Annotated in this window: 16 protein-coding genes, 2 tRNA genes, 6 other RNA genes and 1 pseudogene; 16 read left to right on the top strand and 9 right to left on the bottom strand. The window is 55.8% G+C overall.

What is annotated here, in order from left to right; translation table 11 throughout:
• Positions 1–5 precede the first annotated feature (5 nt).
• Both efeB and phoH read left to right on the top strand, forming a co-directional pair.
• Positions 6–1,289: an iron uptake transporter deferrochelatase/peroxidase subunit gene (gene efeB / locus CSK29544_RS17975; RefSeq protein WP_007898009.1), complete on the top strand. Its 1,284-nt coding sequence runs from the start codon at positions 6–8 to the stop codon at positions 1,287–1,289.
• A gap of 538 nt (positions 1,290–1,827) precedes the next feature.
• Complete coding sequence (gene phoH / locus CSK29544_RS17970; protein WP_004387572.1) at positions 1,828–2,616, top strand: phosphate starvation-inducible protein PhoH; 789 nt, start codon at positions 1,828–1,830, stop codon at positions 2,614–2,616.
• A gap of 380 nt (positions 2,617–2,996) precedes the next feature.
• Here phoH and CSK29544_RS23325 read toward each other — a convergent pair.
• The 6 genes from CSK29544_RS23325 to CSK29544_RS17965 form a co-directional block, all read right to left on the bottom strand.
• A non-coding RNA gene (locus tag CSK29544_RS23325) (RtT sRNA) lies at positions 2,997–3,139 on the bottom strand.
• Between the two features lie 47 nt (positions 3,140–3,186).
• Positions 3,187–3,329: non-coding RNA, RtT sRNA (locus tag CSK29544_RS23320), on the bottom strand.
• A gap of 47 nt (positions 3,330–3,376) precedes the next feature.
• A non-coding RNA gene (locus CSK29544_RS23315) (RtT sRNA) lies at positions 3,377–3,519 on the bottom strand.
• A gap of 47 nt (positions 3,520–3,566) precedes the next feature.
• Positions 3,567–3,709: non-coding RNA, RtT sRNA (locus tag CSK29544_RS23310), on the bottom strand.
• Positions 3,710–3,756: 47 nt separating this feature from the next.
• Positions 3,757–3,899: non-coding RNA, RtT sRNA (locus CSK29544_RS23305), on the bottom strand.
• Between the two features lie 47 nt (positions 3,900–3,946).
• Positions 3,947–4,034: transfer RNA gene (locus CSK29544_RS17965), tRNA-Ser, on the bottom strand.
• A gap of 246 nt (positions 4,035–4,280) precedes the next feature.
• On the opposite strand from CSK29544_RS17965, the gene CSK29544_RS17960 reads away from it, so the two are divergent.
• Positions 4,281–6,605 (top strand): FdhF/YdeP family oxidoreductase, encoded by a 2,325-nt coding sequence (locus CSK29544_RS17960; RefSeq protein ID WP_007887862.1) that lies wholly within the window; start codon positions 4,281–4,283, stop codon positions 6,603–6,605.
• A 215-nt stretch (positions 6,606–6,820) separates the two neighbouring features.
• Here CSK29544_RS17960 and CSK29544_RS23300 read toward each other — a convergent pair.
• Positions 6,821–6,963, bottom strand: a non-coding RNA gene (locus tag CSK29544_RS23300) — RtT sRNA.
• Between the two features lie 47 nt (positions 6,964–7,010).
• Positions 7,011–7,098, bottom strand: a tRNA-Ser gene (locus CSK29544_RS17955).
• Between the two features lie 558 nt (positions 7,099–7,656).
• Between CSK29544_RS17955 and CSK29544_RS17950 the strand changes: the two genes are divergently transcribed.
• The 11 genes and pseudogenes from CSK29544_RS17950 to CSK29544_RS17900 all read left to right on the top strand — a co-directional run bounded on the left by CSK29544_RS17950 (position 7,657) and on the right by CSK29544_RS17900 (position 18,133).
• Positions 7,657–8,190 (top strand): fimbrial protein, encoded by a 534-nt coding sequence (locus CSK29544_RS17950; RefSeq protein WP_007888988.1) that lies wholly within the window; start codon positions 7,657–7,659, stop codon positions 8,188–8,190.
• Between the two features lie 79 nt (positions 8,191–8,269).
• The gene (locus tag CSK29544_RS17945) at positions 8,270–8,959 is read left to right on the top strand and encodes a fimbrial biogenesis chaperone (protein ID WP_007888987.1); all 690 of its coding nucleotides are present in this window, start codon (positions 8,270–8,272) and stop codon (positions 8,957–8,959) included.
• Positions 8,960–8,982: 23 nt separating this feature from the next.
• Positions 8,983–11,529 (top strand): annotated as a pseudogene (locus CSK29544_RS17940) (fimbria/pilus outer membrane usher protein).
• An 82-nt stretch (positions 11,530–11,611) separates the two neighbouring features.
• Entirely contained in the window at positions 11,612–12,586 is a 975-nt protein-coding gene (locus CSK29544_RS17935) for a fimbrial protein (RefSeq protein WP_029039367.1), read from the top strand.
• Positions 12,587–12,671: 85 nt separating this feature from the next.
• Positions 12,672–13,613, top strand: coding sequence for a glyoxylate/hydroxypyruvate reductase GhrA (gene ghrA / locus CSK29544_RS17930; RefSeq protein ID WP_007888984.1), 942 nt, complete (start codon positions 12,672–12,674; stop codon positions 13,611–13,613).
• Between the two features lie 72 nt (positions 13,614–13,685).
• A complete protein-coding gene (locus tag CSK29544_RS17925) occupies positions 13,686–14,423 on the top strand; it encodes a phosphatase (RefSeq protein WP_007888983.1) in 738 nt (245 codons plus the stop codon).
• Between the two features lie 24 nt (positions 14,424–14,447).
• Positions 14,448–15,014 (top strand): TorD/DmsD family molecular chaperone, encoded by a 567-nt coding sequence (locus CSK29544_RS17920; RefSeq protein WP_007888982.1) that lies wholly within the window; start codon positions 14,448–14,450, stop codon positions 15,012–15,014.
• A gap of 110 nt (positions 15,015–15,124) precedes the next feature.
• Complete coding sequence (locus CSK29544_RS17915) at positions 15,125–15,601, top strand: DUF1097 domain-containing protein (protein ID WP_007888980.1); 477 nt, start codon at positions 15,125–15,127, stop codon at positions 15,599–15,601.
• 194 nt (positions 15,602–15,795) lie between these two features.
• Positions 15,796–16,098, top strand: a complete 303-nt coding sequence (locus CSK29544_RS17910; RefSeq protein ID WP_007888973.1) for a YmdA family protein — start codon at positions 15,796–15,798, stop codon at positions 16,096–16,098.
• Positions 16,099–16,170: 72 nt separating this feature from the next.
• Positions 16,171–16,713, top strand: a complete 543-nt coding sequence (gene ymdB, locus CSK29544_RS17905; RefSeq protein ID WP_007888971.1) for an O-acetyl-ADP-ribose deacetylase — start codon at positions 16,171–16,173, stop codon at positions 16,711–16,713.
• A complete protein-coding gene (locus CSK29544_RS17900) occupies positions 16,646–18,133 on the top strand; it encodes a phospholipase D family protein (protein ID WP_029039368.1) in 1,488 nt (495 codons plus the stop codon). Before ymdB ends, CSK29544_RS17900 begins: the two co-directional genes overlap by 68 nt.
• 30 nt (positions 18,134–18,163) lie before the next feature.
• On the opposite strand, the gene mdoC is transcribed toward CSK29544_RS17900, so the two are convergent.
• Positions 18,164–19,321, bottom strand: coding sequence for a glucans biosynthesis protein MdoC (mdoC, locus tag CSK29544_RS17895; protein ID WP_007888969.1), 1,158 nt, complete (start codon positions 19,319–19,321; stop codon positions 18,164–18,166).
• Between the two features lie 273 nt (positions 19,322–19,594).
• Between mdoC and mdoG the strand changes: the two genes are divergently transcribed.
• Together mdoG and mdoH are read left to right on the top strand one after the other, a co-directional pair.
• On the top strand, positions 19,595–21,130 hold the full coding sequence (gene mdoG / locus CSK29544_RS17890) for a glucans biosynthesis protein MdoG (protein WP_085958988.1): 1,536 nt from the start codon (positions 19,595–19,597) through the stop codon (positions 21,128–21,130).
• Positions 21,123–23,651: a glucans biosynthesis glucosyltransferase MdoH gene (mdoH, locus tag CSK29544_RS17885; RefSeq protein WP_004385243.1), complete on the top strand. Its 2,529-nt coding sequence runs from the start codon at positions 21,123–21,125 to the stop codon at positions 23,649–23,651. Before mdoG ends, mdoH begins: the two co-directional genes overlap by 8 nt.
• The last annotated feature ends 45 nt before the right edge of the window (positions 23,652–23,696 follow it).

Here is a 23,696-nt window from a genome sequence, read left to right as displayed (position 1 = left end):
GCGTAATGCAAGAACATGATACTCACGGCGTGCCGCAACCGGCGCGCCGCCGTCTGCTGAAAGGGCTGGGCGCGCTGACCGGCGCGCTCGCGGTCACCGGCGGTTGTCCGGTGGCGCATGGCGCGCAGGTACAGAGCGCGCCCGGCACGCTTCCCCCGGATGCGCGTCAGGAGACGCAGCCGTTTTACGGCGCGCATCAGGCAGGCGTGCTGACGCCGCAGCAGGCGTCGATGATGCTGGTGGCCTTCGATGTGCTGGCGGGAAACAAAGCCGATCTCGAACGGCTGTTCCGTTTGCTCACCGACCGCATCGCGTTTTTAACCGCGGGCGGCCCGGCGCCGCAGACGCCGAACCCGCGTCTGCCGCCGATGGATTCCGGTATTCTGGGGCCGGTGATTGCGCCGGATAACCTGACGATCACCGTATCGCTGGGGCGTTCTTTATTTGACGATCGCTACGGCCTTGCGCCGCAGATGCCGAAAAAGCTGCAAAAGATGGAGCGTTTCCCGAACGATTCACTGGACGCGGCGCTGTGTCACGGCGATCTGCTGCTGCAAATCTGCGCCAATACCCAGGATACGGTGATCCATGCGCTGCGCGATATTATTAAGCACACGCCGGATCTGCTGAGCGTGCGCTGGAAGCGTGAAGGGTTTATCTCAGATCACGCGGCGCGCAGCCGTGGCAAAGAGACGCCGGTGAATTTGCTTGGCTTTAAAGACGGCACCGCGAACCCCGATACGCGTAATACCGCGTTAATGGACAGCGTGGTGTGGGTAACGCCGGATCAGGGCGAGCCCGCGTGGGCGGTGGGCGGCAGCTATCAGGCCGTGCGCATTATTCAGTTCCACGTGGAGTTTTGGGACCGCACGCCGCTCAAAGAGCAGCAGACGATTTTCGGGCGCGACAAACAGACCGGCGCGCCACTTGGTATGCAGCATGAGCATGACGTGCCGGACTACAGTAAAGATCCTGACGGTAACGTGATTGCGCTCGACAGCCACATCCGGCTCGCGAACCCGCGCACACCCGAGACGCAGTCCAGCCTGATGGTGCGCCGCGGCTACAGCTATTCGCTCGGCGTGACCAATTCCGGCCAGCTCGACATGGGCCTGCTGTTTGTCTGCTACCAGCACGATCTCGAAAAGGGATTTTTAACGGTGCAAAAACGGCTTAACGGCGAGGCGCTGGAGGAGTATGTGAAGCCTATCGGCGGCGGCTATTTCTTTGTGCTGCCGGGGGTGGCGGATAAATCCCGCTTCCTTGCCGACGGCCTGCTGAAAGCCTGACGAAGCCCCGCCATAACGGCGGGGTTTTTGTTTTCATTTGCTAACAATTTTCGCGCGAACGTGGCAGAGCATTTTCGCGGCGGCTATTCTGTTGATACATTTCTGTAATATTTTTCTGTCATAAAAGATGCATCAGACGTTCAGTCTCAAAAGTTATCTTTTAGTAAATATTATGTTGCAAAGTTGATAATTTTTGTTGTACTTAAAGTGTTAGCGGTAGTTCCCCTCTGTGGCAGCAGTAGCACGATGGAGATCGCGAATGGTAGCGTCCAGAACTGGACTTAAACGGAAAACAACCCGCACCACCCGGCGCGGAGGAGCCTCCTCCGGCAGCGTTATCTCCACCCCCTCAGAAACGTTCAAAGCTTCTCACCCTGTTCCAGACGATGCGGTAAGCGGTGCGCGTAGCCGTACTACCGCGTCTTTTCGACCGGCAATCTATGGCTTAAAAGGAAGCCAAACCTCAAACGTTTGTGCGCATAATCGCGTCCATCAGCAGGACGCGGCTCATGTAAACCAACTTAACAAGGTGCCATCCATGGGAAGACAGAAAGCAGTGATCAAAGCTCGTCGTGAAGCAAGACGCGTTCTCAGACGAGATTCACGCAGCCACCGGCAGCGTGAAGAGGAATCGGTCACCACGCTTGTGCAAATGAGTGGCGTTGAAGCAATCGGCATGGCGCGGGACAGCCGCGATAACGCGCCGATTGTCGCTCGTACCGACGCTCAGGCGCATTATCTTGAGGCTATTGAGAGCAAACAGCTGATATTCGCCACCGGTGAAGCCGGATGCGGCAAAACGTTTATCAGCGCGGCGAAAGCCGCTGAGGCCCTGATTCATAAGGATGTCGACAGGATAATTGTCACCCGCCCGGTTCTGCAGGCCGATGAAGATCTCGGCTTCCTGCCCGGCGATATCTCTGAGAAGTTCGCCCCGTATTTCCGCCCGGTGTATGACGTGCTGGTGCGCCGTCTTGGTGCTTCCTTCATGCAATATTGCCTGCGCCCGGAAATCGGGAAAGTTGAGATTGCGCCGTTCGCCTATATGCGCGGACGTACCTTTGAGAACGCCGTCGTGATTCTGGACGAGGCCCAGAACGTGACAGCCGCGCAGATGAAGATGTTTTTAACCCGCCTCGGGGAGAACGTGACCGTGATAGTCAATGGCGACATCACGCAGTGCGATTTGCCGGCGGGCGTGCAGTCCGGCCTGAGCGACGCGCTGGCGCGTTTTGAGGAAGATGAAATGATTGGCATCGTGCGGTTCGGTAAAGCCGATTGCGTGCGCTCCGCGCTCTGCCAGCGAACGCTTAACGCCTACGATTAAGCTCGCCTGATATCACCACGTAAAAGCCCAACGTGTGTTGGGCTTTTTTTGTTTTTATCTTTTGCGTTTTCTCTGTGGCTGGAAGGTGGGTGCGCTTGCGCTTACCCACCCTACGGCAGGTTTTGTAGGGCAGGTAAGCGGAGCGCACCTGCCAATGCAGGCGAATGGTGGGTGCGCTTGCGCTTCCCCACTCTACGGAAGGTTTTGTAGGGCAGGTAAGCGGAGCGCACCTGCCAATGCAGGCGGTCGGTGGGTGCGCCTGTGCTTACCCACCCTACGGAAGATTTGTAGGGCAGGTAAGCGAAGCGCACCTGCCGTTTTCCTGGCGCGATATAAAAGCAAAAAATCCCGTACTTGCGTACAGGCTCTTTCTTTAAATATGGCGGTGAGGGAGGGATTGATTCGGCCCGTTAGGCCTCACCCTGCGGGCAGTCAGCTCGCGTGGCTCGCAGACTGTCCCCCTGGCTGCGCCAGTGGTCGAACCCTGGTCGAGGCTTCTCATCCCTCCCGGGTCGGCGCGATATAAAAGCAAAAAAGCCCGTACTTGCGTACAGGCTCTTTCTTTGAATATGGCGGTGAGGGAGGGATTGATTCGGCCCGTTGGGCCTCACCCTGCGGGCAGTCAGCTCGCGTGGCTCGCAGACTGTCCCCCTGGCTGCGCCAGTGGTCGAACCCTGGTCGAGGCTTCTCATCCCTCCCGGGTCGGCGCGATATAAAAGCAAAAAAGCCCGTACTTGCGTACAGGCTCTTTCTTTGAATATGGCGGTGAGGGAGGGATTGATTCGGCCCGTTGGGCCTCACCCTGCGGGCAGTCAGCTCGCGTGGCTCGCAGACTGTCCCCCTGGCTGCGCCAGTGGTCGAACCCTGGTCGAGGCTTCTCATCCCTCCCGGGTCGGCGCGATATAAAAGCAAAAAAGCCCGTACTTGCGTACAGGCTCTTTCTTTGAATATGGCGGTGAGGGAGGGATTGATTCGGCCCGTTGGGCCTCACCCTGCGGGCAGTCAGCTCGCGTGGCTCGCAGACTGTCCCCCTGGCTGCGCCAGTGGTCGAACCCTGGTCGAGGCTTCTCATCCCTCCCGGGTCGGCGCGATATAAAAGCAAAAAAGCCCGTACTTGCGTACAGGCTCTTTCTTTGAATATGGCGGTGAGGGAGGGATTGATTCGGCCCGTTGGGCCTCACCCTGCGGGCAGTCAGCTCGCGTGGCTCGCAGACTGTCCCCCTGGCTGCGCCAGTGGTCGAACCCTGGTCGAGGCTTCTCATCCCTCCCGGGTCGGCGCGATATAAAAGCAAAAAAGCCCGTACTTGCGTACAGGCTCTTTCTTTGAATATGGCGGTGAGGGAGGGATTCGAACCCTCGATACGTTGCCGTATACACACTTTCCAGGCGTGCTCCTTCAGCCACTCGGACACCTCACCATATTGTCTTGCTGCCTCGCGTAGCGGGGCAACGGGGCGCTACTATAGGGATCTGCATGAAAACGGTCAAGCAGATTTTTTTCTTTCTTTATCGTTCGGTTAAGGGTTAAACGAAATGGCGTTTTCTCCTGCAAAACCCGCCATTACAGCCCTCAATACCGCCTGATATCCCTTCATTCGCTTCGCTTATCGCATTTTCTGTACCAGGCTTAAACCACAACTATGAGACAGAGAATGTGGAGCACTATGAAAGAGCGAAATCGTACTATCGGCATCGCGCCTTATGGCGGATCGGCGGGCGGCTGGGGCGCACTGAAGGCCGTTGCTGACGCTATCCGCGGCCAGATGTCGATGAAGCAGGACGTGATTGCCCTGTTCAAAGTCAATCAGCCGCAGGGGTTTGACTGCCCTGGCTGTGCCTGGCCCGATCCGCAGCACGCCTCGTCGTTTGAGTTTTGCGAAAACGGCGCGAAAGCGGTCTCCTGGGAGGCCACCAGCAAACGCACCACGCCGGAATTTTTCGCGGCGCATACCGTCAGCGAACTGTGGGAGCGCAATGCGTTTGAGCTGGAAGGCGAGGGGCGGCTGACGCACCCGATGAAATACGACGTGGCTAGCGATACCTATCAACCCATTGAATGGGAAACGGCGTTTCAGGAGATTGGCGAGCGCCTGCGCAGCTATGACGACCCCGACAGCGTGGAGTTTTACACCTCGGGGCGCGCCTCCAACGAAGCGGCGTTTCTGTGGCAGCTGTTCGCCCGCGAATATGGCACCAACAACTTCCCGGATTGCTCGAATATGTGCCACGAACCGACCAGCGTCGGCTTGCCAGAATCTATCGGCGTCGGCAAAGGCACGGTAGAGCTTGACGATTTCGACCACTGCGACCTGGTGCTGTGCATCGGTCATAATCCAGGCACTAATCATCCGCGTATGCTCGGCACGCTGCGCGAAGTCTCGAAGCGCGGCGCGACTATTGTCGCTATTAACCCGCTTCGCGAGCGCGGTCTGGAACGCTTTACCTCGCCGCAAAGCCCTATTGAGATGCTGTCGTTGAGTTCCACTGCGCTCGCCTCGACCTACTATAAAGTGCGTGTCGGCGGAGACGCGGCCATGCTCAAAGGCGTAATGAAAATTTTGCTCTCCATGCATGAAGAGGCGCTGGCGAACGGTGAGCCGGGCATCATTGATGAGGCGTTTATCCGTGAGCATACCGAAGGGTTTGAGGCGCTGAAGGCGGATCTCGACGCGACCGAGTGGGATCACATCCTGAAAGTCTCCGGTATGGAGCGCAAAGAAATCCAGAATGTCGCGCGTCTGTATGCAAAAGCGGAGCGGACCATTATCTGTTACGGCATGGGGATAACCCAGCATCAGTACGGGACCCAGAACGTGCAGCAGATCGCCAACCTCCTGCTGCTGCGCGGCAATATCGGCAAAAAAGGCGCAGGCATCTGCCCGCTGCGTGGGCATTCTAACGTGCAGGGCGACCGCACGGTGGGCATCACGGAGATCCCGCCGCAGTCGCTGCTTGACAGTATCGAGCGCGTGTTTGGTTTTAAACCGCCGCAGAAACACGGCCATGGCGCTGTCGCTGCGATTCAGGCGATGCGCGACGGTAAAGCAAAAGCGTTGCTGTGCCTGGGCGGTAACCTGGCCGAGGCGATTTCCGATCCGCAGGTTACGTTTCCGGCCATGCGCAATCTCGATTTAGTCGTACATATGGCGACCAAGCTTAATCGTTCGCATCTGCTGCTCGGCAAGCACAACTATATTCTGCCGGTGCTGGGCCGCACGGAAACGGACGTGCAGGCGTCGGGCGAACAGAGCATTACCGTTGAGGATTCGATGTCGATGGTGCATGCCTCGCGTGGCATGCTGCAACCTGCGTCGCCGTACCTGCGCTCAGAGCCCGCTATTGTTGCGGGGCTTGCCAAAGCGACGCTGCCGGAGACGGTCGTCAACTGGGACAAAATGATCGGTGATTACAGTTTTATCCGTGACGCCATCGAGGCGGTGTTCCCGGCGTTCGCGAACTTTAATGAGCGTGTTAAGCAGCCGGGCGGTTTTCGTCTGCGTAACGCGGCCTCGGAGCGCGTCTGGAATACGCCATCCGGCAAGGCGGAGTTTAAGGTGATGCAGGGGATTAATGAGGATCCGCGATCGCTTAAGTGCCACGATCTGGTGCTGACCACGCTGCGTAGCCATGACCAGTACAATACGACGCTGTATGGCCTGAATGACCGCTACCGCGGCGTGACCGGGCGGCGTGACGTGTTGTTTATCAACCCGGATGAGGCAGAAAAACGCGAGCTGCGCGTGGGCGATCAGGTAAACGTGACCGCGCTTGATCCGGACGGCAATCCGACCTCGCGGCGGCTCAATAACCTGACCGTGGTGGTTATCGATATGGCTCCTGGCTCGGTAGGGGCTTATTACCCCGAAGCCAACGTGCTGGTGCCGCTGGACAGTCACGACACGCAAAGCGGGATCCCGGCTTACAAAAGTATCCCAATCGCGATGGAGCGCGTCGCCGAGCCGGTGACGACGTCGGGGGCGCGGCGCTAACCGGTGGGCACCTGCCTTCTCGCGGGCGTGGTGGGTGCGCTGGCGCTTACCCACCTTACGAAAATGTCTCTGACAGGCAGCTGGTGGGTGCGCTGACGCTTACCCACCCTACGGCAGGTTTTGTAGGGCAGGTAAGCGGAGCGCACCTGCCGTTTTCCTGGCGCGATAAAAAAACAAAAAAGCCTGAGGGTTAGCTCAGGCTTTTTCTTTGAATATGGCGGTGAGGGAGGGATTGATTCGGCCCGTTGGGCCTCACCCTGCGGGCAGTCAGCTCGCGTGGCTCGCAGACTGTCCCCCTGGCTGCGCCAGTGGTCGAACCCTGGTCGAGGTTTCTCATCCCTCCCGGGTCGGCGCGATATAAAAACAAAAAAGCCCGTACTTGCGTACAGGCTCTTTCTTTGAATATGGCGGTGAGGGAGGGATTCGAACCCTCGATACGTTGCCGTATACACACTTTCCAGGCGTGCTCCTTCAGCCACTCGGACACCTCACCATATTGTCATCCCGATGCTGTCGGGACGGGCGCTAATGTAGGGGAAAGGCCCATAGGCGTCAACGTAAATTTAGCGCTTTTCGGCGCGTTTAAACAAACTTCATACAAAATGCGCTTAAAACAACCACTCTTTCTCCAGTCCCGTTGTCCGTTACAGGAATGAATATATGCGTTTTTTTTAATCGCTTACATTGACAGATTTCTTTAATCTGTGCGACGTAATCAAAAGCGATAAATAATTTTCATGGCAAATAATACAAAAAATAATGACTAAATCGCATGAATACAAGCCGAAGAAACTATCATCTATAGACTAATGAAACAGGCGTGCTGAAATAATCCGAGAGCAAAATAATATTCAATCAATATATATTTTAATTGAATGAAACAATGTAACTAATACAAAACAAAGTTTGCTATTTATCTGGAAACTTTAACGAAAAATGAGGCAGGGAATTGTCAATTTATTTATCTGCGGATAATATGCGCGAGCATTTGGTTACAGCGGATATTTATCTGTAAAACATATGATTTTGGATAAACAATCAAGGAGAAGATATGAAAAAAAAGCTCTGTTGGATGGCGCTTGCAGGCGCGCTATCATTTCATGCCGCTTCAGTTTTAGCCGCGGATGGCACAATTAATTTCACAGGCACAATTACCGATCAGGCATGTGAAATTGATGATGACGATAAAGTGCTGGATGTGGATCTGGGTGTCTATTCCGTTAATCAGTTTAACGCGACCGTTGGTGTTAAGAGTCCTCCAACACCGATTAATATTAAGCTTAAAAATTGTCCTATAGTGGAGGAGGGGGAGAACCCACACTTCACTGTTTATCTTACAGGTGATTCTGATCCTATAAATAAAGATTATTTAAAAGTGGCTGACGGTGGAGCTACAGGGGTCGCTATAGTTATTACTGATGATAAAGGAGAAACAATTCCGATGAATCAGTTTACTCAGCGTAAATATGAGTTAACCAGTACAACTATGGATCTCAATCTCATTGCCTATTATGAGTCAACAAGCACCACGGTTGGCGCAGGGGTAGCTAACGGGACAACCGATATTACTTTTGATTATCGCTAATTAAGCAATTATTTAACGTATCATCAAGCCGTTAACACGGGTTAGCGGCTTGTTATTCTTCTTTCAAACTGAGTTGACTATGCGTGCGATGAGAAAATTTATTCTCAGGGTGAATCTTTTTATCTTTCTGCTCTTCATGGTAAATAACGTCACCGCCGGTGGTATTGTCGTTGGCGGTACTCGTATCATTTATGAGGGAAATAAAAAAGAGGCGGCACTGGGCGTTAAAAATAACAGCACTGAGAGCCCCTTTTTATTGCAAACGTGGGTGGATAACGGAGACGGGAAAACGCGCGGCCCTTTTATGGTCACACCGCCGCTATTTCGTATCGAGCCTTTAGAAGATCATGAATTGCGTATTGCGAAAACGGGTAGCCTGCCGGAGGATCGCGAATCGTTATTTTATCTGAATATCCGGGCCATCCCACCCTCATCTCAGGATGCGGTCAATACTCTCAAGCTCGTGGTGAAAACCCGCCTCAAGCTGTTTTACCGCCCGCAGGCGCTGGTTGCCGACGCGCGGACGGCTTATAAACAGCTCACATTTCATCTCGCCGGTGGTCAACTGGTGGCCGAAAACCCGACGCCCTTTTACATGGTATTTGACAGCCTGAAGGTGGGAACAACACGCATTCAGAGCGCTGATATGCTCGCGCCTTTCGCAAACCAGCACTTTACGCTGCCTGCAACGGAAACCGGGCGAGAAGTGAGCTGGCGCGTCATCAATGATTATGGCGGCGTGACAAAACCCGAGACTCGCCATCTGTGAGCCTGACAGCAAGGAATGCGCCAGTGAAAGTAAAAAAGAATACCTTAAACCAAGGGTTGCCCGGGCGTGTGCGTGCTCTCGCTTCGTTGCTTGCCGCCACGCTGACGTTCGCCGCGGGTGGCTTTTATCACGCCCGTGCGCAAGAGAGAGTCTGGTTTGATCCGACGCTTATGGAGCAGGGTGATCCGGGCCAGCGGGGCGTCGATCTCTCCATTTTTAGCGTGAAAGACCAGCTCCCCGCGGGCAACTACCCGCTGCGCATTCGGCTTAACGACAGCGAAATGTTTATCCGAACGATTCCTCTGACGGTGGATGCGAGCGGAGAGACCCATCCGGTTATTACGCCTGCGCTGCTACAGGAACTCAACGTCAAAACCGACGCCTATCCGGCGCTGGCGGCCCTGGCACCGCTGGCACCGATTGAGGATATTGGCGCGCTGATCCCGGCGGCATCGGTGCGGCTTAATACGCATCGGATGGCGCTGGAAGTCAGTATTCCTCAGGCGGCGTTGCGCCACACTGCCCGGGGCTATGTCGATCCACAGTACTGGGATGACGGCGTCCCGGCGTTATTTAGCAACTACACGTTTAACGGTACGGATACGCATAGCGACGTGGGCGAGAGCGATTCTTCACGGTATCTCAACCTGCAGAACGGACTGAATATTGGCCCGTGGCGCGTTCGTAACTATTCCACCTGGAACAAAAGCGACGACGAGGCGCACTGGGACTCGATCTACACCTACGTGCAGCGGGATATTAAACCCTGGCGTTCACAGTTAACGCTTGGAGAAAGTTATTCCCCGTCAGCCATCTTTGACAGCGTGAAATTCAAAGGCGCGCAGCTCGCATCCGACGATAATATGCTGCCTGACAGTCTGCGCGGGTTTGCGCCGGTTATCCGGGGCATCGCAAATTCCAGTGCCGAAGTGACGGTACGCCAGAATGGCTACATCATTTTTCGCGATACCGTGGCGCCGGGGGCGTTTGAAATCAGCGATCTCTATCCCACCTCGCATAGCGGCGATCTGGAGGTCACCATTAAAGAGGCTGATGGCAAAGAGCGACGTTTCATTCAGCCCTTTTCCGCCGTACCGATCATGCAGCGGCCTGGTCAGGTGAAATACAGCCTGACGGCGGGTGAGTACGATCCAAACAGTGCTGAAGATGCTACACCGACGTTTACGCAGGGGACGATGATTTATGGCGTCAATAATCAGCTGACGCTTTACGGCGGTGCAATGGGCGCTGATACCTGGCAGGCCGCCGCGTTAGGGGTAGGCGTTGGGCTGGATGAATGGGGTTCGGTCTCACTTGATATCACGCATGCGCGCAGCCAGTTACAGAATGACACCACATCGTCAGGCGAGTCTTATCGTTTTCAGTACTCCTAAAACATTGCGCTGACGGACACCTCCATCACACTTGCCGGATACCGGTATTCCACCAGTGGTTACTTCGGCTTTGACGAAGCAAACCATGACGCATCCTGGTTCGACGATCGCTACGGCGGGTACTATCAGCAGCGTAGCCAGCTACAAATCAGCATTAGTCAGACGCTCGACAGCATGGGTTCATTTTACCTGAACGGCTATCAGCGTGATTTCTGGAATCGCACGGATAAGGAACAGAACCTTTCTACCGGTTTCGCCTTCTCAGCAGCAGGTGCGACCTGGTCGCTCTCCGCCACGTGGAATAAAACGCAAGAGCAGACTGACCGGCAAATTGCACTCAGCGTTAGCGTGCCGTTGAGCCGTTGGCTCTCTAACAGCTGGGCGACGTTTAACGTGAGCCAGAATCAGGATGGCGACACGCGTTACCAGAGCGGCCTCAGTGGCACGCTGATGGATGACGGCAGGCTTAGCTATTCGCTTCAGCAGAGCTATAACCAGGCGGGACAAGAAGGCGATAACACCGCCGACAGCAGCGCCGATGTGAATTACAAATCACGTTTCGCCAATATGAGCCTGGGGTATTACCACGCCGATGATTCGCAGCAGTGGAATTACGGTGTCTCTGGCGCGCTGGTGGTCCACCCTCATGGCATCACCTTTTCTCAGCCGCTCGGCGACGCTTTCGCGCTGGTGGATACCAATGGCGCAGGCGATATCCGCTTTAAAAATCAGGCCGGGGTGGCAACCGACTGGCTGGGCTATGCCGTCATTCCCTGGCTCACACCCTATGAGAGAAATGAACTGTCGCTTGATACCACCACACTGCCCGCGGGTGTCGATGCCGACAACACTCACATGACGCTTATCCCGAACAAAGGCGCACTGGTTTATGCCCGTTTTGACGCGCGTAAAGGATCTCGGGTGTTGCTGACCCTGCGACAGGCGAACGGTCAGCCTGTGCCGTTTGGCGCACTGGTCACGCTTGAGGGTATTGAAAACTATGAAAGTATGGTGGATGAGGGCGGCGTAGTGTATCTGTCCGGCGTTAAAGAGAACGGTATGGCGCAAGTGAAATGGGGCAACCATTCCGGGCAACATTGTCAGGCATCTGTCGTGTTACCTGAGAGGACGGCAGACGAGGGCGAATTGCTTCCTCTCATGGCCGTGTGCCGATAAACAAGAGAATATAATTATGTTTAGAATGATAATAGGCGGGATATTGATATGCTGCATTTTCAATAGCATAGCAGCAAAGGGAATGAATTATCCAGATGTTGCAGATGGATATTGTATCGCTGACGCAGGTCCAAAAATATTTAGCATTGATGTGACTACAACTGTGGCAAATCCTGATAATAATTATTCAGGAAAGACGTTTACCATCCCTTTCGGTTCTAATGAAACCTATAATGCGCATTGTAATTGTTCAAAAAATGATGCCAGTGAATCACCTGGTATCTATTACAAAGCTAATTATCTTATGCCCGCTATCAAGGATAGTGAGGGCACATATGTACATCTCAACGATTATCTTGATGTTGCCGCATTTATTCATATTGCAAACGTTGGCGATCCTGGGGTTCCATTTATTGATATCTGGAATACAAAAAATACTGGATGTGAATTAACTGAATTTTCTACGGGTCGACAAGGCTCATTGACGTTTCGTATTAATAAACCTTTTATGGGGCAGGTCATCATACCTCAGACTCCAATAGTTGCGCTTTATGGCACAGTACGTCCGGGCCAATATTCGACAGAACCATTAGCTAAGGTTTTCGTGCAGGGTTCTATCACCGTGCCGCAAAGCTGTGAAATCAATGCAGGCGAGGTGATCTCCGTAGATTTCGGCACGATTTTTGCCAAAAATTTCGCGACACGCGGCCATAAACCGGAAGGATTCGTGGATAAAAAAACAACCATTGCCTATATCTGTAAAAATATCAGCGATGGCGTGACGTTAACCATGACGTTTTCCGGCGCGCCAGCGAACGGCATCCCGGAGGCGCTCGCCACTACAAACCCGGATGTCGGAGTATTGATTAAAGATGACAGCGAGCAGGTCATCCCGGTCAACACAGGAGAAGTGCCAATGCCGCTGGATCCGTCAACCGATATGACAAACCGCACTGGCAATGTCGATATCCTTACGGCACCGGTGAACCTTAGCGGTAATACGCCGCAAATGGGTGAATTTTCCGGCTCAGCATCAATCACCATCGATATTCGCTAATCCTTTTCGCTTTTCCTCTGACAGCCGCCCCAAAGGCGGCTGATTTTGTTATGGTTAATCCCATTGACCTGTCAGGAGAAGCGCCGTGGACATCCTCTTTTACCATCCCACTTTTGATATCAGCGAGTGGGCGGCTTTACTGCAACGCCATCTGCCGCACGCGCGTCTTCGCGCCTGGCAGCCCGGCGATAACGCCGCCGCAGATTACGCGCTGGTCTGGCATCCCCCGTATGACATGCTGCGCGGGCGCGTGGATCTGAAGGCGATTTTCGCCCTCGGCGCGGGCGTCGATTCGCTGTTAAGTCGTTTGAATGAATACCCGGATCTGCTGCCGTCCGGCGTGCCGCTGTATCGGATGGAGGATGCCGGTATGGCCGGCCAAATGCAGGAGTACGCCATAAGCCAGGTGCTGCACTGGTTCCGCCGCTTCGACGATTACGCCGCGCTACAGCGCGAGGCGCGCTGGGAGCCGCTTGAGGAGTATCGCCATGCGGACTTCCAGGTAGGCGTCCTCGGCGCGGGCGTGCTCGGCGGCCAGGTGGCGCAGAGTCTGAGCCGCATGGGGTTTCCTGTGCGCTGCTGGAGCCGCAGCCGCAAAGCGCTGCCTGGCGTTGAAAGCTTTGCGGGGCCCGATGAACTACCAGCTTTTCTGCGCGGCACACGGGTGCTGATTAATCTTCTGCCTAACACGCCGGAAACGGTGGGCATTATTAACGCGCACTTGCTGGCGGCGCTTAACGACAACGCGTATGTCCTGAACCTGGCGCGCGGCGTTCATCTGGTGGAAGAGGATCTACTGGCCGCGCTGGATCGCGGGAAAGTGAAGGGCGCGATGCTGGATGTTTTTCAGCAGGAGCCGTTGCCGCATGAGAGCCCGCTCTGGCACCACCCGCGCGTGCGCATTACGCCACACGTCGCAGCCGTTACCCGGCCTGAAGAAGCGGTGGCCTTTATCGCACAGAGTATCGCGCGCATTGAGCGCGGCGACATGCCGCAAGGCCAGGTCGATGTGGCGCGCGGCTACTAGCACCCCGGCGATTCGGCTAAAAATCGCCGGGGATACCTGTTATCCTTGCACAAAATCACAGAGGAGAGCGCCATGTATCCCGTTGACCTGCATATGCACACCGTCGCCAGCACCCATGCCTACAGCAACCTGCATGATTACATCGCCGCGGCGAAGCAGAAAGGTGTCCGGCTTCTGGCTATCACCGATCACGGCCCGGACATGGCGGATGCGCCGCATCACTGGCACTTTATTAATATGCGTATCTGGCCGCGCGTCGTGGATGGCGTCGGCATTCTGCGCGGTATCGAAGCGAATATTAAAAACCGCGAAGGCGAGATTGACTGCACCGGCCCGATGCTCGATTCACTCGATCTGATTGTTGCGGGCTTCCACGAGCCGGTATTTGCGCCGCAGGATAAAGACGCCAATACCGAAGCGATGATCGCGACGATGGCAAGCGGCACGGTGCATATCATCAGCCACCCCGGAAACCCAAAATATCCCGTCGATATTCCGGCTGTCGCCGCTGCCGCCGCGAAATACCAGGTCGCGCTTGAAATTAATAACTCATCGTTTACCCACTCCCGTAAAGGCAGCGGACCAAACTGCAAAGCGATCGCTGCCGCGGTACGCGATGCGGGCGGCTGGGTGGCGCTGGGTTCGGACTCCCATACTGCGTTTACGCTCGGCGATTTCCATGAATGCCGCAAGGTGCTGGATGAGGTCGATTTCCCGGAGGATCGCATCCTTAACGTGTCGCCGCGCCGTCTGCTCGATTTTCTTGAAACCCGCGGAATGACGCCGATTGCTGAATTTGCCGCCCTTTAATTTTGTCTGAAATGGAATCTGTTAATGAATGAGTTTTCAATAATTTGCCGCCTGCTCGGCTCGCTCTGGTACCGTGCGCCGCAGGATCCGATTGTGGCACCGATTTACGGTCTTATCCGCGAAGGCAAGCTCGCGCAGAACTGGCCGCTTGAGCAGGATGAGCTACTGGCGCGGCTGCAAAAAAATGCCCAGCCGGACGCCGTCGAGGCAGATTATCAGGCGCTGTTTGGTCAGGATGACGCCCGCGTGTCGCCGCTGCGTTCGGCCTGGGTGGCAGAAAGTAGCGAGCAGGAGATTCGCGCCTTTTTAACCGCGCGCGGCATGCCGCTCGGCGAGGCGGCGGCGGATCATTTTGGTCTGCTGCTGCTGGCGGCCTCATGGCTTGAAGATCAGTCTGCAGAAGATGAAATTGAAGCGCAGGAAACCTTATTCGGCGAGTTCCTGATCCCGTGGTATGAAACGTTCCTTGGCAAAGTGGAAGCGCACGCCGCCACGTCATTCTGGCGCACGCTGGCGCAGATCACGCGTGAAGCCATCCAGGCGATGTGGGAAGAACTGCAGGAAGAGGAAGAAGAGGGGGATGCGGAGTAACTTTTAAATGTAATTAATATCACATTTAAAATGTAACTCACTGTGCGTTATTTCATGTGACGTGCGGCAGATCGCATTTCTCTGGCGGCGTTTTGTTAAGATACGCCGCCATGAACAGACACTTTTCTCTAGCATTAACGACAGGCCTGCTTTCCGCCCTCTGGGCGTGGGCCGCCGTCGCACTCGGCCTGCCTTCCTGGGCAGGCTTTCTCGGCTGTACGGCCTGGTTCGCCAGCCCCAAAGGTGGCGTTACTGGCTTTCTGACTATTCTCTTTACGCTTGGCAGCGGTGTGCTGTGGGCGCAGGTAATTATCGCCGGTAGCGCTGTAGCGCCTGGAATCGCGTGGTTAAGCTACGCCATGACCGGTGTAGTGGCGTTTCTGATGTGTATTCAGTCGCGCCAGACGCTACTCAGTTTCGTACCGGGGACGTTTATCGGTGCCTGCGCCACGTTTGCCGCACAGGGCGACTGGACAAGCGTGCTGCCCGCGCTGCTGCTGGGCCTGCTCTTTGGTGTGGCGATGAAAGCGAGTGGGCAATGGCTTGCCGGACGCGCAGCGCCAAAAAGCACCACGGTTGCTGAGTGAAATAAAACCCGCTTATGCGGATTTTTTCTTATCCCGCTTCTGTTTATGAATTTTCTCCTCGCAGCCTTTACTCACCTTTATGGGCGCGATGCTTTTACCTGCCAGTCACAATTTTTGCGTTGAATACTTTCCTGAAGCGTAATTGTAACTTATATGTTAATTACAAGTTAAAATACCTCTGGGGAACTATTATCATGGTTAATTGGTTTCGTGTTGCTGTGATGAGTGTTGCAGTTGCAGGTTTCTCTGGCGCAACCCTGGCGCAGTCGGGTGGAACGATTACCTTTCATGGCGCGATTGTCGAAGAAGGCTGTGCGGTCGCGCACCAGGCGACGCACATTGAAGTATCGTGCTCGCATGGCACTAAGATGTACCGACAGACGCTCTCTCTGCGCGGCTCGGGTGTACGCGAACGCCATTCTGAGTGGGTGCATAGCCGCCTCGATTACCTCAATCCCTCGCATACGCTGGGTATCCTGACACTGACCTACCGCTGAGCAGGTTTTGGCGGCAGTCTCATGGCGTGCTGTTCTACACTTTAAGGAACAGTAGAAAGTCAGGAGAGGAGTATGTCCGGACGTATTAACGTGGTGCAGGGCGATATCACCCGCATTAATGTCGATGTTATTGTCAACGCCGCCAATCCCTCATTGATGGGCGGCGGCGGGGTGGATGGCGCAATTCATCGTGCCGCCGGACCGACGCTGCTCGCCGCCTGCAGACAGGTGCGCCAGCAGCAGGGCGAATGTCAGCCAGGCCACGCGGTGATAACCGAAGCGGGCGATCTCGCCGCGAAAGCCGTCGTACATACGGTGGGCCCGGTCTGGCGCGGGGGGCAGGATAACGAACCGCAACTGCTGGCGGATGCCTATCGCAACAGCCTTCAGCTTGTCGCCGCCAATGGTTACAACAGTGTGGCGTTCCCGGCGATCAGCACCGGCATCTACGGTTACCCGAAAGCGGCAGCGGCGCAAATCGCCTTTGAGACCGTTTCAGACTATCTCACCAGGCACCCTCAACCGAAGCAGGTATACTTTGTCTGCTATGACGAAGAAAACTTCCTGCTTTACCAGCGGTTACTGGGACAATACGACGAACAGCCGGGCGCATAACACCCGGCTCGGACGCGCTATTGCGCCGACGACGGCGCAGCACCCCAACCACAGTGGTTTACATCCGCTTGATGACAGCCTCGACGCCTTCGCTGCCCGCTACCTGCTGGCGGAGATGGCGGAGCAGACTATCGACGTCCAGTACTATATCTGGGAAGACGATATGTCCGGGCGGTTGCTGTTTGGCGCACTGCTGGCGGCGGCGCGACGCGGCGTGCGGGTGCGTATTCTGCTGGATGATAACAATACGGTAGGCATGGACAGCACGCTGCGGCTGCTGAATGCCCATCCGAATATTGAAATCCGTCTTTTCAACCCTTTCTCTTTTCGAACGCTACGCGCGCTCGGCTATCTCACCGATTTCGCCAGGCTCAACCGCCGGATGCATAACAAAAGCTTCACGGTGGATGGCGAAGTGACGATCATTGGCGGGCGCAACGTCGGCGATGCCTATTTCGGCGCGGGCGAACAGCCGCTGTTTTCCGATCTCGATGTCCTGGCGATTGGCCCGGTGGTGGAGGAAGTCACGCAGGATTTCGAACGCTACTGGCGCAGTCGGTCAGTCTCCACGCTCGATAACGTGCTGGATGTCGAGGCCGAAGATATAGACGCCCGCGTGCAGTTGCCGCCGCACTGGAAGGACGATCCGGTGGCGCAGCGCTACCTTGAGCGTCTGGAGAGTACGCGTTTTGCGAGCTATATCGAAACCCGCACACTCCCGCTGGTGTGGGCCAAAACGCGGCTGTTAAGCGACGATCCGCGCAAAGGGCAGGGGAGAGCGCGCCGACATACCCTCCTTCCGCAGCGCATGATGACGCACATCGGCGAGCCCAAATCGCAGTTCGATATCATCTCCTCCTATTTTGTGCCGACGCGCGGCGGCGTGGCGATGCTACTGGCGCTGCGTCGTAAAGGTGTGAGGATCGCCATACTCACCAATTCGCTGGCGGCGAACGATGTCGCGGTCGTTCACGCGGGGTACGCACGCTGGCGTAAAAAACTGCTGCGTCACGGTGTCGAACTGTATGAGCTGAAACCGACGCGTGAGGCCGGGCGTGTACCGCATGACCGCGGGCTGACCGGCAATTCCGGCTCCAGCCTGCATGCCAAAACCTTCAGCGTCGATGGAAATCAGGTGTTTATCGGCTCGTTTAATTTCGATCCGCGCTCGGCGATGCTCAATACCGAAATGGGTTTTGTGATTGAAAGCGAAACGCTGGCGGGTGCGATTCATAAGCGCTTTACGCGTACGCGGCGCGAGGCGGCCTGGGCGCTACGTCTCGACCGCTGGGGGCGCATCAACTGGATAGAAGAGAAAGACGGTCAGGAGATTGTCTGGAAAAAGGAGCCGAAAACGCGCTTCTGGCAGCGCCTTTTGGTGCGCCTTGTGTATCGTCTGCCGGTTGAGTGGATGCTCTGAAAGCACGCGCCGCGAGGGCGCGTGTCACTATCACCCCGTCGCGGTACCCGGCGACGGGGTTTTATTTTGCGGCTTGCCTGAGAACAGAAAGCGCAGTAGCGGAATGCGCAGATGGGCCTCATACAGCGCCACCGCAATGCCAATCACAAACACCAGGCCTGCGATAAAGCCCAGCGCGTTCGAGTGAATGTGTGGCGTGATATACGCGCCGAAGAACAGCGTCAGCGGGTGGTGCACCAGATAGATAAACAGCGAAGCGTTAACAAAATAGGTGACCCGCGCTGATTTGAAATTCAGCAGGCGGTGGCCGAGCGAAAACACCACATTCACCATCCACAGGCCCATCAGCATGCTGATGACGTTGTCGGTTTCATACATCCAGGCGTCGCCGCTGCCGTATCGCTGGTTCAGCAGATAGGCGACAAAGGCCACGGTCGAGCCCACCGCGCAGCCAGGCGAGAACGTCGTAAAACGGTTTTTCAGCGAGGCGTGTTTAAACGCCAGCGCGCCGAGAATAAAAAACGGCGAATAAAACAGGGTCTGCATCACCACAAAATTAAACAGCCCGTCGCTTAATATCGGCGCGTAGACGATAAAAATAAAACGGCGCAAAGCAGCAAACGCGACGCCAAAAAGTAAAAACAACGCTGAGAGTTTTCCTAATGTCAGTCGTTCAGCCAGCGCCGCGCTTTTTTCTTCCGGGACGTTTTTTATCCACTGAAATATCAGCAGACCGAGCGTCGTGAAAACCACCAGCACTAACAAAAACCATAAATGCGACGTGAGTTCCCACACCAGCGTATTGTATTTGTCGTAACCGGAAAGCGTATGCCAGCTATCGGCGCGGCCTTTGACATATTGCAGCATCAAAAATTGCGGCAGCGTCAGTAGGGGAATGGCGGTCAGCATCGGAATGCCGACACGCTCCACGCGTACTTTCCACCAGCGTTTTCGCGGGTAGCGCAGGAACAGCATGTAGGAAAAATATCCTGAAATAACAAAGAAGACCTGCATGCGGAAGGCGTGGATGAAGTCGTTAAAGACGGTCAGACCCGCAGACGGCGTCAGGCTGTTGACATGCCACTGATGTGTGGAATAGATCAGCGAAATATGAAACGGGATGCCAAGGAGCATCAACCATGCGCGTATGGAATCGAGAAAAAATTCTCTCTGTGTTGGTGTCGTCATATCACTCCATAAAATCTCGGACTATTCGCCTTATCCCTCAGGCTGATTCTGTTTTAGATTCGGCCCCCACCCTACAGGAAGGCCGCGACACAGTCTCCAGGACAAATTCGCAAAGCGAAAATGGCGCGCATTCATTTGCTTAATCGCTGAACCGACGTGCTGAACAAAGCGGGGATTGTGTTGTCGGAAACCGCAAGTTTCCATTAAAATGGATCGGATTGATTTAAGCACACAAAGGGGGAAGTGCTTAGTTATATGAAACATAAAACACAGATGATGAAAATGGGTTGGCTGGGTGCAGCAGTGATGTTGTCACTTTATACCACTTCAGGTTGGGCCTTCACTATCGACGACGTCGCAAAACAGGCGAAATCCTTAGCGGGAAAAAGCTATGAAGCGCCGAAAAGCAACCTGCCCTCCGTTTTCCGCGATATGAAATACGCGGACTACCAACAGATCCAGTTCAATCACGACAAAGCCTACTGGAGCAAAATCAAAACCCCGTTCAAGCTTGAATTCTACCATCAGGGTATGTACTTCGACACGCCGGTTGCCCTTAACGAGGTGACGGCCAATACGGTTCGCAAAATTAAGTACAGCCCGGATTATTTCAATTTCGGTAATGTGCAGCACGACAAAGACACGGTTAAAGATCTGGGCTTTGCCGGTTTCAAAGTGCTCTACCCGATCAACAGCAAAGATAAAAACGACGAAATCGTCAGCATGCTCGGCGCGAGCTACTTCCGCGTCATCGGCCAGGGCCAGGTGTACGGGCTTTCCGCGCGCGGTCTGGCTATCGACACCGCGCTGCCGTCCGGTGAAGAGTTCCCGCGCTTTCGCGAGTTCTGGATTGAGCGTCCTAAACCGACCGACAAACGCCTGACGATTTACGCGCTGCTGGATTCTCCGCGTGCCACAGGTTCCTATCGCTTCATCATAACCCCCGGTCGCGATACGGTTGTGGATGTACAGTCGAAAGTCTACCTTCGCGATAAAGTGGGCAAACTGGGCGTTGCACCGCTGACCAGCATGTTCCTCTTCGGGCCGAACCAGCCGTCGCCGGCGACTAACTACCGCCCGGAACTGCATGACTCCAACGGTCTCTCCCTACACGCCGGTAACGGCGAGTGGATCTGGCGTCCGCTGAATAACCCGAAACATCTCGCGGTCAGCACGTTTACCACTGAAAACCCGCAGGGCTTTGGCCTGTTGCAGCGTGGCCGTCAGTTCTCCCGTTTTGAAGATATTGACGACCGCTACGATCTGCGTCCGAGCGCGTGGGTCACCCCGCAAGGGCAGTGGGGGAAAGGCAAAATCGAGCTGGTGGAAATTCCAACCAACGACGAAACCAACGATAACATCGTCGCTTACTGGACGCCGGATCAGCTGCCGGATCCGGGCAAGGAGATGAATTTCAAATACACCATCACCTTTAGCCGCGATGAAGACAAACTGCACGCGCCGGAAAACGCGTGGGTGCTGCAGACGCGTCGCTCCACGGGCGATGTGAAACAGTCCAACCTCATTCGTCAGCCGGATGGCACCATCGCGTTTGTGGTGGATTTCACCGGCACTGAAATGCAAAAGCTGCCGGACAACACGCCGGTGACCGCTCAGGCGAGCATTGGCGATAACGGCGAAATCGTAGAAAACAGCGTGCGCTACAACCCGGTCACCAAAGGCTGGCGTATGATGCTGCGCGTGAAAATCAAAGACGCCAAGAAAACCACTGAAATGCGCGCTGCCCTTGTCAATGGCGATCAGCCGCTGAGTGAAACCTGGAGCTATCAGCTACCTGCCAATGAATAAGTCTACTGAGTATATCGACCTGCTGCCGCTTTCTGACGCTGAGAAAGCGGCGCTGCCGACATCGGACATGCAGGCCCTTCATCAGGCGCTGGACGCTGAAGGACGCGTCTGGGCCCGCGAGGATGATTCCCCGCTGGGCTCGGTGAAAACGCGTCTTGAACAGCGCTGGTCAGACTCGCTCAAGGGCGATCAACTGATCAAAGACGATGAAGGCCGCACCCAGATCCAGGCCATGCCAAAGGCAACACGTTCCTCCATGTTCCCGGACCCGTGGCGCACCAACCCGATTGGGCGCTTCTGGGACCGTCTGCGCGGTCGTGAAGTGCTGCCGCGCTACATGGCGGGGCTGACGAAAGAAGAGCGCGCCGCGGAGCAGAAATGGCGTACGGTCGGCACCATCCGCCGTTACATTCTGCTGCTGCTGACGCTCTCACAGACCGTCGTCGCGACCTGGTATATGAAAACCATTCTGCCGTATCAGGGCTGGGCGCTGATCAATCCGGCGGACATGATGGGCCAGGACTGGCTGGTGTCGCTGATGCAACTGCTGCCGTATGTGCTGCAAAGCGGCATCCTTATCCTGTTCGCTATCCTGTTCTGCTGGGTGAGCGCCGGATTCTGGACGGCGCTGATGGGCTTTTTGCAGCTGCTTATCGGTAAAGATAAGTACAGCATCTCCGCCTCGACGGTGGGCGACGAGCCGATAAACCCTGAGCATCGCACTGCGCTTATCATGCCTATCTGTAACGAAGACGTGGATCGCGTCTTCGCGGGCCTGCGCGCGACCTGGGAGTCGGTGAAAGCCACCGGCCAGCAGGCGCACTTCGACGTTTATATCCTGAGCGACAGTTACAATCCGGATATCTGCGTTGCCGAGCAGAAAGCCTGGATGGAGCTGATTGCCGAAGTGCAGGGCGAAGGGCAGATTTTCTATCGCCGCCGTCGCCGTCGTGTGAAGCGTAAAAGCGGCAACATCGACGATTTCTGCCGCCGCTGGGGCAACCAGTACAGCTACATGGTGGTGCTGGACGCCGACTCCGTGATGACGGGCGACTGTCTGACCGGGCTGGTGCGTCTGATGGAAGCGAACCCGAACGCCGGGATCATCCAGTCGTCGCCGAAAGCCTCCGGAATGGACACGCTCTATGCGCGCTGCCAGCAATTCGCGACACGCGTTTACGGGCCGCTCTTTACCGCCGGCCTGCACTTCTGGCAGCTGGGCGAATCGCACTACTGGGGCCATAACGCCATTATCCGCGTGAAGCCGTTTATCGAGCACTGTGCGCTGGCACCGCTCCCGGGCGAGGGCTCTTTCGCAGGCTCTATCCTCTCCCACGACTTCGTGGAAGCGGCGCTGATGCGTCGTGCAGGCTGGGGCGTGTGGATTGCCTACGATCTGCCGGGCTCTTATGAAGAGCTGCCGCCGAACCTGCTGGATGAGCTTAAGCGTGACCGTCGCTGGTGTCACGGCAACCTGATGAACTTCCGCCTGTTCCTCGTTAAAGGGATGCACCCGGTTCACCGCGCGGTGTTCCTGACTGGCGTGATGTCTTATCTTTCAGCGCCGCTCTGGTTCCTGTTCCTGGCGCTCTCGACCGCGTTGCAGGTGGTACATGCGCTCACCGAGCCGCAATACTTCCTCCAGCCGCGTCAGCTGTTCCCGGTGTGGCCGCAGTGGCGTCCTGAGCTCGCGATAGCGCTGTTTGCTTCAACGATGGTGCTGCTGTTCCTGCCGAAGCTTTTGAGCGTCATTCTCATCTGGTGTAAAGGCCCGAAAGAGTACGGCGGCTTCCTGCGCGTGACGCTCTCTCTGCTGCTGGAAGTGCTGTTCTCGGTACTGCTGGCGCCGGTGCGTATGCTGTTCCACACCGTGTTTGTGGTGAGCGCGTTCCTTGGCTGGGAAGTGGTATGGAATTCGCCGCAGCGCGACGACGACTCCACCCCGTGGAGCGAAGCGTTCATGCGTCACGGTTCTCAGCTGCTGCTGGGGCTGGTGTGGGCGGTCGGCATGGCGTGGCTTGATCTGCGCTTCCTGTTCTGGCTGGCGCCTATCGTGTTCTCGCTTATCCTGTCGCCGTTTGTGTCGGTGATTTCGAGCCGCGCGACCGTCGGCCTGCGCACCAAACGCTGGAAACTGTTCCTGATCCCGGAAGAGTATTCGCCGCCGCAGGTGCTGGTGGATACCGACCGTTATCTGGTGCTCAACCGCAGCCGTTCACTGGACGATGGCTTTATGCACGCGGTGTTCCATCCGTCGTTTAACGCGCTGGCAACCGCCATGGCGACCGCGCGTCACCGCGCAAGCCACGTGCTGGAAATCGCCCGCGATCGTCATGTCGAGCAGGCGCTGAACGATACGCCGGAGAAACTGAACCGCGACCGCCGTCTGGTGCTGTTGAGCGATCCGGTTACGATGGCGCGTATGCACTACCGCGTCTGGGCGCACCCGGAGCGCTATTCGTCATGGGTGAATCATTACGAGACACTGAAGCTTAACCCGCAGGCATTAAGCACGCCGTAAGCGTTAAGCGTAGTGAAATGAAAATGCCGGCCATTAAGGCCGGCA

Source organism: Cronobacter sakazakii (assembly GCF_000982825.1).
GTDB classification, from domain to species: domain Bacteria; phylum Pseudomonadota; class Gammaproteobacteria; order Enterobacterales; family Enterobacteriaceae; genus Cronobacter; species Cronobacter sakazakii.
The sequence above is the reverse complement of the archived record's forward strand: the minus strand, read 5'-3'. Positions and strand labels throughout refer to the sequence as shown.